Origin of the sequence: Streptomyces nogalater (genome assembly GCF_039532885.1) — a bacterium.
Taxonomy (GTDB): domain Bacteria; phylum Actinomycetota; class Actinomycetes; order Streptomycetales; family Streptomycetaceae; genus Streptomyces; species Streptomyces nogalater.
Genome location: NZ_BAAASM010000029.1, coordinates 1 through 14420, shown reverse-complemented (window position 1 = coordinate 14420; position 14420 = coordinate 1). Strand labels below are relative to the sequence as shown.

The 14420-nt window shown below is 72.3% G+C and carries 13 protein-coding genes and 5 pseudogenes; 11 read left to right on the top strand and 7 right to left on the bottom strand.

Features of this window, described 5'->3' with window-relative positions; genetic code table 11:
* The first annotated feature begins 24 nt into the window (after window positions 1–24).
* From ABD350_RS19540 to ABD350_RS19525, 4 genes are all read left to right on the top strand, one after another.
* Window positions 25–1491, top strand: a complete 1467-nt coding sequence (locus tag ABD350_RS19540) for a streptophobe family protein (protein ID WP_344349463.1) — start codon at window positions 25–27, stop codon at window positions 1489–1491.
* Between the two features lie 87 nt (window positions 1492–1578).
* The gene (locus tag ABD350_RS19535) at window positions 1579–2319 is read left to right on the top strand and encodes a response regulator transcription factor (RefSeq protein ID WP_344349462.1); all 741 of its coding nucleotides are present in this window, start codon (window positions 1579–1581) and stop codon (window positions 2317–2319) included.
* 35 nt (window positions 2320–2354) lie between these two features.
* Window positions 2355–3452: a histidine kinase dimerization/phospho-acceptor domain-containing protein gene (locus ABD350_RS19530; protein ID WP_344349461.1), complete on the top strand. Its 1098-nt coding sequence runs from the start codon at window positions 2355–2357 to the stop codon at window positions 3450–3452.
* The gene (locus tag ABD350_RS19525; RefSeq protein WP_344349460.1) at window positions 3383–3874 is read left to right on the top strand and encodes a sensor histidine kinase; all 492 of its coding nucleotides are present in this window, start codon (window positions 3383–3385) and stop codon (window positions 3872–3874) included. The genes ABD350_RS19530 and ABD350_RS19525 overlap by 70 nt, the downstream gene beginning before the upstream one ends.
* Window positions 3875–4087: 213 nt before the next feature.
* On the opposite strand, the pseudogene ABD350_RS37985 reads toward ABD350_RS19525, so the two are convergent.
* Window positions 4088–4150, bottom strand: a pseudogene (locus ABD350_RS37985) (hypothetical protein); the annotation flags it as partial.
* On the opposite strand from ABD350_RS37985, the pseudogene ABD350_RS19515 reads away from it, so the two are divergent.
* Window positions 4133–4455 (top strand): annotated as a pseudogene (locus ABD350_RS19515) (transposase family protein); the annotation flags it as partial. The pseudogenes ABD350_RS37985 and ABD350_RS19515 sit on opposite strands and share 18 nt — an antisense overlap.
* Window positions 4456–6251: 1796 nt before the next feature.
* Here the strand turns inward: ABD350_RS19515 and ABD350_RS19510 are convergent.
* Both ABD350_RS19510 and sigJ read right to left on the bottom strand, forming a co-directional pair.
* On the bottom strand, window positions 6252–6413 hold the full coding sequence (locus ABD350_RS19510; protein ID WP_344349459.1) for a hypothetical protein: 162 nt from the start codon (window positions 6411–6413) through the stop codon (window positions 6252–6254).
* Window positions 6414–6537: 124 nt separating this feature from the next.
* Window positions 6538–7473, bottom strand: a complete 936-nt coding sequence (gene sigJ / locus ABD350_RS19505) for an RNA polymerase sigma factor SigJ (protein WP_344349458.1) — start codon at window positions 7471–7473, stop codon at window positions 6538–6540.
* Window positions 7474–7615: 142 nt separating this feature from the next.
* Here sigJ and ABD350_RS19500 point away from each other — a divergent pair, with 142 nt between their 5' ends.
* Window positions 7616–8056 (top strand): YybH family protein, encoded by a 441-nt coding sequence (locus ABD350_RS19500; protein WP_344349457.1) that lies wholly within the window; start codon window positions 7616–7618, stop codon window positions 8054–8056.
* A 756-nt stretch (window positions 8057–8812) separates the two neighbouring features.
* On the opposite strand, the gene ABD350_RS19495 is transcribed toward ABD350_RS19500, so the two are convergent.
* Window positions 8813–9727 carry a LysR family transcriptional regulator gene (locus tag ABD350_RS19495; RefSeq protein WP_344349455.1) on the bottom strand — a complete coding sequence of 305 codons (915 nt, stop codon included), beginning with the start codon at window positions 9725–9727 and terminating at the stop codon, window positions 8813–8815.
* A 77-nt stretch (window positions 9728–9804) separates the two neighbouring features.
* Here ABD350_RS19495 and ABD350_RS19490 point away from each other — a divergent pair, with 77 nt between their 5' ends.
* Window positions 9805–10476, top strand: coding sequence for a DUF6152 family protein (locus ABD350_RS19490; RefSeq protein WP_344349453.1), 672 nt, complete (start codon window positions 9805–9807; stop codon window positions 10474–10476).
* Window positions 10477–10478: 2 nt separating this feature from the next.
* Window positions 10479–10961, top strand: coding sequence for a DUF6644 family protein (locus ABD350_RS19485; protein WP_344349452.1), 483 nt, complete (start codon window positions 10479–10481; stop codon window positions 10959–10961).
* A 47-nt stretch (window positions 10962–11008) separates the two neighbouring features.
* On the opposite strand, the pseudogene ABD350_RS37980 reads toward ABD350_RS19485, so the two are convergent.
* Window positions 11009–11165: pseudogene (locus tag ABD350_RS37980) on the bottom strand (IS5/IS1182 family transposase); the annotation flags it as partial.
* An 89-nt stretch (window positions 11166–11254) separates the two neighbouring features.
* On the opposite strand from ABD350_RS37980, the gene ABD350_RS19475 reads away from it, so the two are divergent.
* A complete protein-coding gene (locus tag ABD350_RS19475) occupies window positions 11255–11473 on the top strand; it encodes a hypothetical protein (protein ID WP_344349451.1) in 219 nt (72 codons plus the stop codon).
* 7 nt (window positions 11474–11480) lie between these two features.
* Here the strand turns inward: ABD350_RS19475 and ABD350_RS19470 are convergent, their stop codons facing one another.
* Window positions 11481–12134 carry a hypothetical protein gene (locus ABD350_RS19470; protein ID WP_344349450.1) on the bottom strand — a complete coding sequence of 218 codons (654 nt, stop codon included), beginning with the start codon at window positions 12132–12134 and terminating at the stop codon, window positions 11481–11483.
* Window positions 12135–12186: 52 nt separating this feature from the next.
* Here ABD350_RS19470 and ABD350_RS37975 point away from each other — a divergent pair.
* A pseudogene (locus ABD350_RS37975) lies at window positions 12187–12397 on the top strand (YhjD/YihY/BrkB family envelope integrity protein); the annotation flags it as partial.
* A gap of 115 nt (window positions 12398–12512) precedes the next feature.
* Window positions 12513–13562 carry a fatty acid desaturase family protein gene (locus tag ABD350_RS19465; RefSeq protein WP_344349449.1) on the top strand — a complete coding sequence of 350 codons (1050 nt, stop codon included), beginning with the start codon at window positions 12513–12515 and terminating at the stop codon, window positions 13560–13562.
* A gap of 174 nt (window positions 13563–13736) precedes the next feature.
* On the opposite strand, the pseudogene ABD350_RS19460 reads toward ABD350_RS19465, so the two are convergent.
* A pseudogene (locus ABD350_RS19460) lies at window positions 13737–14330 on the bottom strand (YihY/virulence factor BrkB family protein); the annotation flags it as partial.
* Between the last annotated feature and the right edge of the window lie 90 nt (window positions 14331–14420).

Genomic DNA, 14420 nt, shown 5'->3' with positions numbered 1-14420 from the left:
TTCCCCGTTCGGAGGAGTCCGCTCATGTCCGCACCGTCGTCCCGCCCCTCCCTTCCCGTGTGGCGTCACGCTCTCGCAGGCGCCCTCGCCGCCGTGACCGCCCTCGTCGCCATGTCCGCCACCGCCTGGGCGGCCCTCGTCCTCCTCGGTGCCGGCGCCGTCGCACCGGTTGCCCGGCTGGTGCCGGTGCTGGTGAGCCTCGCCGTCGGCGGCGGCGTCACCCTGGAGTCGGCCGCCGTGGCCGCCGGGTCCGCCGACGCGGGAGGACTCGGCGGACTGTTTGGCGGGGGCGGTGGCGGTGGCCTGAGCCTCGGGCTGGCCGGTGAGGTGGCGCTGACCCCCCTGACGCTGTCCTTCCTGGGCACGGCCGTCCTGGCCACGGGGTTCTTCCGGCCGCTGCGCCGCCGGGCACGACCTACCCCCGCGATGCTGTGGGCGCGGTGCGGCGGCGCACTGGCGATCACGGCGGTGGCCCTCCCGGTGTGCGCCGGCCTGGCGCGAGGCACGGTCCGGCTGCCGGAGAACGTCAAGGACAGGATCGCCGAACGGGTCGGCTCCGGCCGGTTCGGCGGCGGGGCAGGCGGTGGGCTCGCCTCGGGCCTGTCCTCGGTCGACTTCCGGACCGATGTCGTCACCACCGCGTTCCTCGGCTGGCTGGGCGTGGTCGCCGTTCTCGCGGTCGGCTGCCTCGCCGCCCGCCGTACGACGCTGCCCCGCCCCGTCGCCCTCGGCGGGCCGCGGCTGAAGTGGCACGCCGTCCTGTCCGCCCTGACGGGGTCCGCGGCCGTGCTGTGCTGCGTCGCCCTGGCCGTCGCCGTACTCGCCGGGGCCGCGGCGCTGACCGGCCGGGAGCGGGCGGCCGAGGCCGCGGGCGCGCTGCTGCTCGCCGGTCCCAACCTGATCGCCGCACTGCTCACCACGGGGGCGGGCACCTCTTGGGAGGCGGGGGTGCGGCGGCCGCGGCCCGAGGGCGGCGGGATGGCCGGCATGCTCGGCGCGGGGCAGCGGGACGGAGCGTCGGACCGGGACCGTGTGGTGGACCTCGGACACTGGGCCGGCGCCGGCGTACCACTGTGGGTGATCGGACTGCTGCTCACCCTGCTCCTGCTGCTCCTCGCCGGATACGTCGCCGCCGCCCGCACCCCGGCCCGCACCGCTCGGGAGGACGCGGACTCCTTCCTGGACCGCCACACGGACACCGCCCTGCGCATGGGCATCGCGGTCGGTGCCGCGACGTTCGTGCTCCCCTACCTCGCGCGCGGCTCACTGCGCATCGGCGTCAGCCTCATGGGCAGCGAGATGGGCGGCCTGCGCGTCGGCCTCGACACGAGCCCCCGGCTGTCCGCGCTCACCGCGTTCGTCGCGGCCGCCCTCGCCGGGTACGGCGGAAGCCGCCTCCAGGGCCGACGGGCACGGCGCCGCGAAGGCCCCGCGGGATCGTCCGGTACCACGTCCAGGCGCCGCTCCCTCACGCCGGACCCGGCCCCCTGAGGCCATGTGATCTCCTGAGAAGAACGTTTGAGCAACGCCCGCGCGAAGCGGCACCGTGGCATCCGGGAAAGGCGGCGAACCACGACCATGGCGGCACCGACACCTCCCCCGCGCACCGCGGGCCGCCCGGACCACCTGCTCGTCGTCGACGACGAACCCACCGTCAGGGAACTGCTGCGCACCGCCCTGCGCTACGCCGGGTTCGACGTCGACGCCGCCGCCACCGGCCGGGAAGCCCTCGACCTGGCCGCACGGCACGCCCCCGACCTGGTCCTCCTGGACGTCATGCTCCCGGACATGGACGGCTTCGAGGTGATCCGCCGGCTGCGCGCCCAGCCCCGCTCGCCCCTGCCCGGCCGGGGCGGCGACGTGCCGGTCCTCTTCGTCACCGCACGCGAGGACCGGCAGGACCGGCTGCACGGACTGCGCCTCGGCGGCGACGACTACGTCACCAAGCCCTTCGACCTGGAGGAGCTGATCGCCCGCATCCACGCCGTACTGCGCCGCACCCGGGGCGAGTCGCCGGCCCGCCTCACCGTCGGCGATCTGCAGCTCGAACCCGACAGCCACCACGTCACCCGGGCGGGGCGGACCGTACGGCTGTCCCCGACCGAGTTCCGCCTCCTGCACTTCCTGGTCGCCAACGCCGGACGCACCATGTCGAAGGGCCAGATCCTGGACAGCGTGTGGGAGTACGACTTCGGCGGCGACCCCAGCATCGTCGACACCTACATCAGCTACCTGCGCCGCAAGGTCGACACCGACGGGCCCAAACTCATCCACACCGTCCGCGGCGTCGGCTACGTCATCCGCGAGCCCCGGCCGTGAGGCGCTTCCCTTCACCCACGGTGAGGCTCGGCCGGATGTCGCTGCGCACCCGTCTGCTGTGCCTGTCCGTCGCGCTGGTCGCCGTCGGTCTCCTCGGCACGGGCCTGCTCGTCACCACGGCCCTGCGCGGCTACCTCCAGGACCGGGTGGACGACCGGCTCGTCCTGACCGGACAGATCGCCGCCCGGCTGGCACCGCCGTCCGGGGCCGGCACCCCGCCGAGCGTGCGCGCCCTCAGCGTGCTCGGCGACACGACCGTCACGTACGTGGACGACACCGGCGCCACCCACAGGACCTTCGACGCCAGCACCGCGCCCCCGGGCGGCGGTCCCGAGCTGCCCCGTCTCGACCGTGCCACCGTCCTCGCCCACCGGGGCCGCCCCTTCACCGTGCCCGCGCGCGGTGGCGAGCACCACTGGCGGGTCATCGCCCTGACCCAGCCCGCCCAGGTCTTCCCCCCGGACAGCTCCGCGCCCCGCGGCAGCGTCGTCGTGGCCACCTCCCTGGAAGAGGTGCACCGCACTGTCACCAAGACCCGGAACCTCTCCCTGACGGCAGGCGCGGCGCTGCTCACGATCCTGGGCGTCGCCGGCTGGTTCGCCGTGCGCTCCGGACTGCGCCCCCTCACCCGGATCGAGGAGACCGCGACGGCGATCACCGCCGGCGACTACTCCCACCGCGTCCCCGAAGTGGCCGCCCCGAACACCGAAGTGGGACGCCTGACCACCTGTCTCAACCAGATGCTCGGCCGCATCGACACGGCCTTCCGGGCCCGCGCGGAGGCCGAGGCGAGAACCCGGCGCTTCTTCGCCGACGCCAGCCACGAACTGCGGACGCCGCTCGTCGGCATCAAGGGCTACACCGACCTGTACCGCATGGGCGCCATGCCCACCCGCGAGGACGTCGACCAGACGATGACTCGCATCGCCGAGGAGTCCGCACGCCTCACCCGCCTCGTCGAGGAGATGTTCCTCCTCGCCCGCCTGGACGAGGACACCGAGGGCGCGGCCACCGGCGGCACGCGTGCCGCCAGGCAATCCGCCTTCGCCCTCGACCTCGCCCCATGGACCTGCGCACCCTCGCCGCCGACGCCCTCCACGACGTCCAGGCCCTGGACGCCACGCGCCCGGTGACCCTGACCGGGCCCGGCGGCGGAAAACCCGCCACCGCCCCGGCACACGCCGACGAGGCCCGACTCCGACAGGTCGTCACCAACCTCATCGGCAACGCCGTCACCCACACCCCTCCCGGCACCCCCATCCGTATCGGCGTCGGCACCGTCGGCCGGCACGCGGTCCTGGAGGTCGCCGACCAGGGTCCCGGCCTCACCGCCACCGAACGTGCCCACGTCTTCGACCGCTTCTACCGCACCGACGACTCCCGCACCCGTGCCACCGGCGGTTCCGGTCTCGGCCTCGCCATCGCCCACGCCCTCGTCACCGCCCACGCCGGCCAGATCACCCTCGTCACCGCCCCCGGCCGGGGCTGCACCTTCCGCGTCCTGCTGCCCCTGCCCGACCCGCTGGACGACCGGGCCGTGGACGCGACGACGTGAGCGAAGGTTCCAGCGACCAGGAGGTGGGGGTTCCGCCCGTGTGCCTCTTCCCGATGGACGGAGAAGACACCCGCGGCCGGCCGCTGCCGGCACCGCCGCGGTTGCGGGTGGCTCGGTTGTCGGGCGTGGCGTGGCCGGGAGTGAGGGGCGGTGGAGGAGGGTGAGGCCCTCGTGGTCGGTGGGGTGCCAGGCGTGGTCGTGGGTGCGGAAGGTGAACCCCTGTTCGTTGTCGGTGTGGTAGGCGGGCAGGGCGCGTCCTCGCCGGGCCGCACCCACGACCTGACCGCGGCCCGCGCCCACGGCATCGACCAAGCCTGCCCACCCGACAGATCCTCGTACTCGCCGACCGCGCCTACCAGGGTGCCGGCGCCACGTTCCGTACCCCCTACTACCACCACGGCGAACACCCCGAGCACTACCAGCAGTTCAACCGCGACCACGCCAAACCGAGGGCCCCGGGCGAACGCGCCTTCGCCCGACTCAAGACCTGGCGACTGCTCCGGCAGGCCCGCTGTTCCACCCGCCGCATCAGCACCATCGTCCAGGCCGTCCACACGCTCCTGACCTGCAACTACTCAGGATGGAAGAGGTTCACTGGGCTTGTTCGGCGTTGCCGCTCCAGGGAAGTCATCACGCACGAGGTTCTCGGCCGGTTGACGGGCCACCCCGACCACGTACGGACGCACCAGATCACCTTGCCCGCCGTCGAAGCAGCCGGACACGCCTGCCTGTACCCCGAGGCGGGGGTGCCGTGGCAGCCCTCCGCCCTGTACGCGGCCCCCAACACCGCCACCGGGGCCCCCCGCCGGCGGCCCCGGTCAGACGGATGTACAGAAGCCGAGCTCGGCGAGGCACTCACGGACGAGCTGGCGCAGGTGCTCCCGGCTCGGCGGATCGCCGGGGTCACCCTGCGGGCCCCGGGGGCCACGGGGGCCGCAGGGACCGACCGGCCCCGGCTCACCCTGCGGACCCTGGGGGCCGCGGGGGCCGGGGGGGCCTTCACGGCCGTCGGCCCCTTGCAGCCCGTGTGCACCGGGCTTCCCGTCCTTGCCGTCCCTGCCCGGCGGGCCTTCGCAGCCCTCCGGCCCCTGAGGACCTTCGGGGCCCGGCGGACCGGACGGCCCGGCGCAGCCGGGCGGGCCCTCCACCCCGCGGGGGCCCCGCGGGCCAGGCGGCCCCTCCGGGCCGGCGGGCCCGGCCGGTCCCGCGCACCCTGTCTCGCCCGCAGGCCCCGTGGGGCCCGCAGGCCCGGCGTTGCCCATACGGCCGGGTGCTCCCTGGGGCCCCGGCACGCCCTGTGGGCCGGGCGGCCCCTGCGGACCGGGCGGCCCCTGGGGACCGGGCGGCCCCTGTGGGCCGGGCGGCCCCTGGGGATCAGGAGGGCACTGAGGCCCGCACGGCGGCTCCGGAGGTTCTTCGGGCGGGGTGTCGGGAACACACCTGGGATCGGGAGCGTCCGCGCTGTCAGGCGTCCGGGAAGCCTGCGCGGGGACGGTCGTGGGGGGATTCGCTGACGGTGAAGCCATGATGCCTCCCGGTTGCCGTAGTCCTACACGTCGTGTCCGGTGGCAGCCGTTCCGCAGCCGAGGCGAGGGACGCCACCGGGCGAGATGGTTCATGAGTCCCGGCGATCATTTACCCGGGCGCCTCGCTCGGCACCCAGGCGAATGGATATCCGGATTCATCTCCTTGCTCATACCGGATGTCCCCATCTTTTCGGCTGAGATAACCCGAGTGACCGACCGGGTAAAAAGTATTATTTAGGCAGTTCTGTTTCGATGATTAATGGCCGATTTGTCTTCTGGTCCGCCCGAAAATCTTTGGCTCGTACAGGCGGGCGGGGAAAGCGGCATGTCCGCGTGGACCGGCCGTGCCGCGGGCTGGCAGGCGGCGATCCGTACCCGGCCGGCGCGGTGACCGGCCGTCGTGCTCTACAGGGGGGCCACTCCTGCCACGGGCTGCGCCGACGGGACACCGGCCAGGAAGAACCTTTGTCCCGCCGCCCGCATGCCGGGCGGACACCGGAAACGGGAACCCGGCAGGATTCCGGGCAAGTGTTTTATTTACTTTCAGGAGATTTTAGTGCAGTCGCGGACCTTGGATACCCCGGGGAAATGTTTTTCCTCCCGGTCCGGCTCTCCCGGGTGCAGCGAGTGACAGGCAAGATGACTCCCCCCTTCCGAAAGGGCCTGTTGCGATTTCCTCGCTCGGGGCGGCGGAGTGAGGCTTTCGCTCCTGGGGGTCAAGGGGTCGCAGGTTCAAATCCTGTCGTCCCGACTCGTGAGAGTCGCAGGTCAGGGCCGGGTCCGGAGACATCCGAACCCGGCCCTGACCGTTTTTGGGGACCAGTTGAGGGCCGGTGCTCCCTTGACCGGTGTCAGCGGGTCATGACGATCGGGCCCGGGAGCGAGCAGGGGGCACCGGCCGCGCTGAGGTGCGCGGAGAGTGCCGCGCCGGCGGCCGTGATCTTGTGGACGTCGACGGCGGCGCCGAGTGCGTCTGCGAGGGCCTGCGGCGTGCCCGCGCGGTCCCGGCGCAATTCCTCGGCCTCGCCATGGTCACCTGTCCGGGATTCCGTCGCTGACGAGCAGTACCAGGGGGATGACCTCGGGGATCTCCACCTCGCGGCACGTCATCTCGCGGTCCGCCGTGGAGGGCGGACGTCAGCCCGTCCTCCACGGCCGGAGCTTCTCGGGATTGAGCACGGCCCAGATCCGTCGGATCCGGCCGTCCGCGACATCGAACGCGTACACCGCCACGACGACGCCGTCCAGGTGGGCCACCAGTCCGGGTTGGCCGTTGACCGTGTACTCCCGAACCTTCAGGCGGCCCGGGCGGGTCCGGTCGGCGAAGAAGCGGGCGATGCGCTCGGCACCCTCGATCGGGTGGAGCAGGGCCGTGACGCGCCCGCCGCCGTCTCCGACGGCGGTGGCGTCGGGGTCGAGAAGGCCGATGAGTGCGTGGATGTCCTTGGTCTCCCACGCCTGCTTGAACTCCCTGACGACACGGGCCGGCTGGGCCGTCGGCGACAAGGGAGCCCGCGAGACCTCGATGCGGCGGCGGGCCGAGGACGCCAGCTGACGACAGGCGGCCGGGGTGCGGCCGACGATGCCGGCCACCTCGGAGAAGGGGTAACGGAAGACGTCGTGGAGGACGAACGCCACGCGCTCCGCCGGGGTCATCGCTTCCAGTACGACGAGGAACGCCATGCTGACCGACTCGTCGAGCGTGATGCGGTCGGCCGGATCGGCCGTGCTGCCGTCCGTCGCGCCGGCGGGCCACTCGGTGCGCTCGGGCAGCGGCTCGGGGACCCATTCCCCCACGTAGCGCTCCCGCCGGGCCCGGGCCGAGCGGAGCACGTCGAGGCAGATACGACCGGCGACCTTGGTCAGCCAGCCGCCGGGGGACGCCACCGCCTCCCGCCGCGAAGGGGACATCGCGTACCAGCGGGCGTACGTCTCCTGGACGACGTCCTCCGCCTCGGCCAGGGAGCCCAGCATCCGGTAGGCGAGGTTGATCAGCCGGCGGCGTTCACCGGTGACCGCGCCCGGAACCGGGTCGAGGCGGCCGTCTTCCGGCACGGTCGAACTGGTCGTCATGGTCTCGCGGCTCCCTCGGTCGGATCTTCCCTCGCCTGTACGACGAGACAGGGCCCCGGAATGTGAGACCGGCGCCCCGCCTCACAATCCGCCGGGCCGTCTCGTCGTACCCAAAACACACCTCGATCGAAGGAGTACACGAATGGCCACCCACGAGTCCGAGCTTCGGGCCCTGCTGGCGAACCGCGCCGAGGCCCAGCAGACGAAGGACATCGACCGGCTCATGTCCTTCTACGCCGCCGACGCCGTCTACTACGACGTCGTCCCCCCACTGCGGTTCGCCGGGACCGACGAGATCCGCCGCAACTTCCTGCGCTGGTTCGACGGGTACGTCGGCCCCATCAGCCTGGACACGCACGACCTCACCCTCGTGACCAGCGGGGACACCGCGTTCGCGCACATGCTTCACCGCGACTCGGGAGAGCGCAAGGGCGGGCTCCAGGCGTCGATATGGGTACGGGAGACCGTCTGCCTCCGGCGGTCGAACGGAGCCTGGTCGATCACGCACGAGCACATCTCGATTCCGATCGACCCGGCGACCATGCGGGTCTGGCTGCCCACCGACAAGGACCAGCCCGCCTGATCCTCAGTCGGCTCGTGTCCGTCGCCGAAGTGCGGTTCGCGGCAGCGGACGCGGGCCGCGTCAGGCCCGGAGAAAAGCCAGCTCTGATAACGGTTGCCGGTTGTCCTCTCCTTCAGATACACGTTCCCCTTGCTGTTCGAGTCGAGGACGTTGGGTCATGTCTCGTTTACCAGGGCATTGGTTCCCCTGTTGATCCTGGGATTCCGGTGCAAGGGCCCGTACGTCTTGCCGCAGGGCATCGTGCGGACCGCGGCCGGTCTGCTCGTTCACCACCACGTGCACATGGTCGAAGAGGGGATCGGCGGCATGCGCGGGCGGCGCCGTGGCGATGGTTGCGGGAACCGGTTCCGAACCGGCGCCTCTCGGGAGGCCCCGGTCGAAGGCCTGGCCACCCCGACGCGGCGGAGGTGGACCAGGTAGTTCCATCGGCAGAGACGGAGCCCGCCTGCTTCTGCCGGACGGCACCCGAGTCCCCCACCGGCTCGCTCCCGCGACGTGTCACACTTCCCGGCAACGCGTCGATACCGCCGAGCACTTCGCCCCATCGGTGACACCGCCCGTCTCCTGCCGGTGGGACACGCAGGTCGAATTCGACTCCCACCCGGTGCGGCTGAAAGACCTCATCCCCTGTCCACGGGACAGCGGCGAACTCGCCCACGCGGCACGGAGGCTGACCGGATCCCTACGCCGCCCTCCTCACCAACCCGGTCTCCAGGAACTCCAAGCGGTACGGCGCGGCCCTTGGCGGGCGGGGAGTCACCCGTCGCGGCGTCCGCGGGGCTCGGAGGGCGCCGCCGTGAGCATGGCCCGGAAGGTGCGCACCACCGGGCTGGTGTCACCGTGCCGCCACACGAGCTGCATCGGGAGCGGCGCGGGCTCCGGGTCGAGCCGCTGGAAGACGACATCGGGCTGCCGCAGCGCCGCCATCGTCCGGGGCACGACGGACACCCCCACCTCGGCCGCGACCAGCCCCAGGATGGTCTGCATGTGACCCGCCTCCTGCGCCACCCGGATCTCGAAACCGGCGCTCCTGGCCAGTTCCGTGATCCGGTCGTGGAGGGCCGGCCCCAGACGGCGGGGGAACAGGATGAACGGCTCCCCGGCCAGCCGCGCCGTGGGCAGCGGCGCGAGGGCCGCCAGCGGATGCCGTCTGGGCAGCGCCGCGACCAAGGCCTCCTGGTGGATCTCCTGGGCGGCCAGCCCGTCCGGCATCTCACCCTCACCCCATGCGTGCAGTATTCCCACGTCGATGCGTCCGGCGAGCAACTCCTCGGCCTGCCGGGCGCTGGGCAACTCCCGCATCTCCAGCTCCACACCCGGATACGCCCGGCGGAACCGGCGCAGCAGCCGGGGCAGCAGCTCGGGGACGACCGAGCCGACGAAGCCCAGGGAGAGCCGGCCCACCTCCCCGCGCCCGGTCTGCCGGGCGACGATCCGCGCCTGCTCGGCATGGTGCAGGGCCAGGCGGGCCTCGGCGACGAAACTCTCGCCCGCCGCCGTGATGGCCACGTCGCGGGTGGTCCGCTCGAAGAGGGCCACGCCCAGCTCGTCCTCCAGCCTGCGCACCTGCTGGCTCAGAGTCGGCTGCTGCAGACCGAGACGCCGTGCCGTGCGGCCGAAGTGGAGCTCCTCCGCCAGGACCACCACGCAGCGCAGCTGTTCGAGATTCATGCCCCCAGGCAATCACGCGCCCCGAGTCCGGTGAACAATCGGAGGTGCGGCCGGGCCGGCCGACGAGACTGCGGGACATGCGACCTCGTTCCTCCACGTCCGCGTCGGCCATGACCGTTGCCGCACTCGCCCTGGCCCTGATACCCGCCGCTCCGGCGTCCGCGCACCACGGCTGGGAGCACTACGACACGACCGCCCCCTCCTACGCCGCCGGCACCGTTACCGGGGTCCGCTGGGGCAACCCGCACCCCGAGGTGACGCTGCGCGTCGAGCACACGCGGGTCCCGGACGGCTGGGCCGGCCGGGAGATCCCCCCGGACCTGGAGGACATCGGCGGCCGGGACGTCATGCGGGCCACCCGCTCCTACTCCGGTCCGAGCGACGAGCTGACCCTGATCCTGGCGCCCTTGGAGCGGCTGTCCGCCTGGGGCATGGAGGGGGAGGTGGAGGAGGGCGACAAGCTGGAGGTCGTCGGCTACCCGGACCGGGACCACGACGACGAACTGCGCCCCGAGATGATCGTCCTGGAGAACGGACAGACCGTACGCCAGCGGTCCGTGCCCTTGCCGGCGGCCCCCGAACCCCCTTCCGGGACGGGCGGGACGGCACCGGCCGGCGAGCAGAGCAGCACCGCCCACTTGTCCAACGCCCCCGCGAACACGACCGTCTGGCTGCTGACCGGCGGTGGCGTGCTGCTGCTCTTCCTGGGGGGCGGGTACTACGTCGTGCGCCGCGCCGGACGGGGCTGACCGTGGACGACTTCTTCTCCCGGCTCGAGCGCTCCGGCCTCGGCGAGGCCGTCCGCACCACCCCCCTGGTGTACTCCTCACTGGAGAGCGTGCACATCCTCGGCATCGCGCTGCTCGTCGGCCCCGCCGTCGCCTTCGACCTGCGGCTGCTCGGGGTCGGCCGTCGGCTGCTGCCCGTCACGGCGGCCGCCCGGCATCTGCTGCCGCTGGCCCGGTTCGGCCTCGCGGTAGCCGTCGTCAGCGGCGTGGTGCTGTTCGTCGCCGGGGCCGTGGCCGTCGGCAACAGCGGTGCCGCCCCGTGGAAGCTCGGCCTGCTGACCCTCGCCGGCGTCAACACCGCCGTCTTCCACTGGGGCGCCTTCCGCCACGTCGACGGCTGGGACATCGGGGTCCCGAGCCCGGTGCGGGCGAGGACGGCGGCCGTCGTCTCGATCCTCGTGTGGTCCGGAGTGATCGCCGCCGGCCGCCTGCTCGCCTACACCTGACACGGGACCCTGCCTCAGCCGTCACCCACGCCGACGGTCCCACCTCTGCCAGCGTGTGCTCGCCGTCCAGGACGAGGAGCTGTCAGGTGCCCCCTTCGAGGGCCCGGACACTGACGGAGTCGAACGCGCACCCCGACCAGTCCAGCTCGCCTCGGGCGCCGAGTTCGTCCAGGACGAAGCGGTGGACCTGGCCCACACCCGGGCCGATACGGGCGGGCACGATGAGGTCCTCGTGTTCACGCGTTGTCGGCGTGGGCGCGGCCCGTCACCCGTTCGGCTCAGTGGTTGCGGTCGTGCTCGCTGTTCCCGGCCCACCAGGCGACGCGGCGCTGCGCCGGTCGGCGTTCACCGGGTTCGGGGTCGCGCTGAGCGGCACCCGCGACGACGGCCACGGCCTGCGGGCGCTGCTGGAATCCGCCCGCCGCTCGGTCGCCACCGCCGCCGCGGCCCACCTCCGCCTCCTCGGCCTCCCGGAGCCTGACGGCGACGCCGACCGCGGCCCGGCGTCCTGACGAGGCATCAACCCTCCTCGCCCTGCCGGCTCCGTTCGCCCACCAGGCGGCGTCCCCGGGACATGCCGGTCTGCAGGGTCTGCGGGCGCAGGTACCGCCGCAGCCAGTCGCCCACGTGCGCGATCAGGTCGTCGAAGTCGTCGGGCAGGGTACCTCCGCTCATCTGCAGCACCTCCTGGGCGAGGCCGGTGGCCAGGACGTTGCGGACGACGGCCGCCTGGTCCGCCAGACCGCCGTACGTGCTGGAGGTCTCGTCCTCGCCGGTCACCGGGATGTCGATGTCGAAGGAGTCCACGATCGACTGGATGAACTTGCGGGCGTCGGAGGCGGCCACGCCCTCCAGGGTGTCCCGGACCCGCGTCCACACGTTCCGGTCCTGGTTGGCGTTGTCGGCACCTGCGGCCGCCCGCCTCCGCACCTCCTCGATCAGCTCGTCGTCGTCCTCGAACTGCCCTAGCCGGGCCGAGAGTTGCTGGCCGACACGGTTGATCGACTGATTGGCGAGGCTCTCGCCGGCCCACAGGTTGTACGGGTTGTTCGACAGCACGGCCATCACCCGGGTGATGGTCTCGGTCAGCCGGCCGCGCAGCTGCTCCGAGTTCGCGCTGCTGGTCTCCGAGACCGAGGGGGAGGGGCTGCGGCCGATCTCGACGCCGCTCATGGCGCTGTACTGACTCGAGCCGCCCTCCGGCGACGGCGGGCCGCTCGTCACGGCCGCCATCGTCGCGTTCGCCTTCTACGTGGCGAACTACAGCAGCTACAACAAGAACTACGGCAGCTGGCCGAAGTGATCATCTTCCCGTCTGGTCGTGGATCTCCGACATCGCCATCCTGCTCGGCCTTGAACGCGCCCGGGCCGTCGACAGCGGCCACCCTCCCGGCGAAGAGCCCTGGGTCGAGCCCCGCGACACCCGCAAACTCTGACAAGCACCCCGGCTGCCGTGCCGACGGCACGGATGCGGGTACCCGGCTGCCACCGCGCATCCGGCACACCGTCGGCCGGACGCGGCCCGTCACCCGGGAAGGACACACCGACAGCATGACCACGCACACCGCATCCCGCCGCCCGCCCCCCGCGGGCGGCGGTGATTTCGCCCGCCTGTCCAAGCAGATCACCGAGGCCGGCCTGATGAACAGGCGCCCCGGCTACTACACCGTCCGGTCCATCGCCGTGGCCGTCGCCTACGCCGGTGGCTGGACCGCGTTCGTCCTCGTCGGCGCCGGCTGGTGGAGCCTGGCGGTCGCCGCCTACCTCGCCGTGATATTCGGACAGGTCGCTCTGCTCGCCCACGATGTCGCGCACCGCCAGGTCTTCCGTCGACGCCGGCCCAGCGAGACGTCCGGCCGTATCGCCGGGGCCGCGATCGGGATGGGCTATGGATGGTGGCAGGACAAACACACCCGCCACCACGCCAACCCCAACCACGAGGCCCTCGATCCGGACATCGCCCCCGACCTGCTGGTGTGGTCTCAAGGCCAGGCCCGCGCCGCCACCGGACTGCCGGGGCTCATCGGCCGCTGGCAGGCGTTCCTCTTCTTCCCGCTGCTCGCGCTGGAGGGGGTCAACCTTCGCGTCTCAAGCGCGCGGGCACTGGGCAACCGCGCCCTGAAGAACCGCACCCTGGACGGCATGCTGCTCTACGGGCACACCGCGGCCTACCTGACCGCGCTGTTCCTCGTCCTGCCCGCAGGCATGGCGATCGCGTTCCTGGCCGTCCACCAGTGCCTGTTCGGCCTCTACCTCGGCTGCCTGTTCGCACCCAACCACAAAGGCATGCCGATCCTGACCGGCAACGACCGTCCCGACTTCCTGCGCCGCCAGGTCCTGACCGCACGCAACGTGCGCGGCAGCTGGTTCACCGACCTCGCGCTGGGCGGACTGAACCACCAGATCGAACACCACCTGTTCCCCAGCATGCCCACCCCCCACCTGCGCAAGGCCCAGCCCATCGTCCGCCGCTACTGCCAGGAACTGGGAGTGGACTACCTGGAAACCGGCCTGATCAGCTCCTACCGGCAGGCACTCGCCAGCCTCCACCGAGCAGGAGCGCCACTGCGGCGAGCCCGTATCAGCACCGCCCGTGCGTAACGCTCGCCCGCCCACCGCAGGGCGGCTCCCGCCAAGAAGGAGGCCGCGCGGCCCATGGCCCGGCAAGCAACGCACGCCCGCCACGCGCGGCGAATACCGGCGCGCTCACGGGCGAGCCCGACGCCCGGGCGGTGCGGCTGCCTCAGGCGAAACGGCGTCGGTCCTCCTGCACGCCGTCAGCGCCGCGTCGCCCAGGCCCAGCACGGCGCCCGCCTGACGTGCCAGCCCACCGGTGAACACAACGATCAGCGCACTGATCACCGCCAGGACCAGCAGCATCACCGGCACACCCAGACAGACCGGCAGCACCTCCACCACGGACGCTCCTCCGGCATGTCATACACGGCGTTGGCGGTACGGATGAAGGCGGCGACATAGCCCGCCGCCGACCACACGGCTAGCGCCAGACCCACAATCGCCATGACGGAGCCCACGCCGCCGTAGCCCTGCAGCCGCTTCACGGCGCTGCTGATGATGCTGCGCGCGGAACCCGGCGCCGGCTCGTTGATGTTGTCCATCACCTGCGCGTTGCCGACTGCCCCGCGATACCCATCAGCGACACCAGCACCAGCATCGCCGGGAACGGGACAGCACCCCGTAATAGGTCAGGGCAGCCGCCTGGTCTGCGGGCTCATGCAGCCGCCCGGTCTGCGGGCTCATCGTCCTTGAACTCCTTCAGCGTTCCCTCAGCACCGCCCACCAGGATCGCTTTCCAAGCTCGGTCGGCGCGTCCGGAGCCCGCTCGTCCACCCCCTCGTTCGGCCCCACGGCCCCGTCGCGGCCTTCTGGCTCCGTCTAGGCCGTTTCTTTCAGATCATCGGATCGTTGGTCTGGGTGTGTCGTTGACTGACGCCCAGT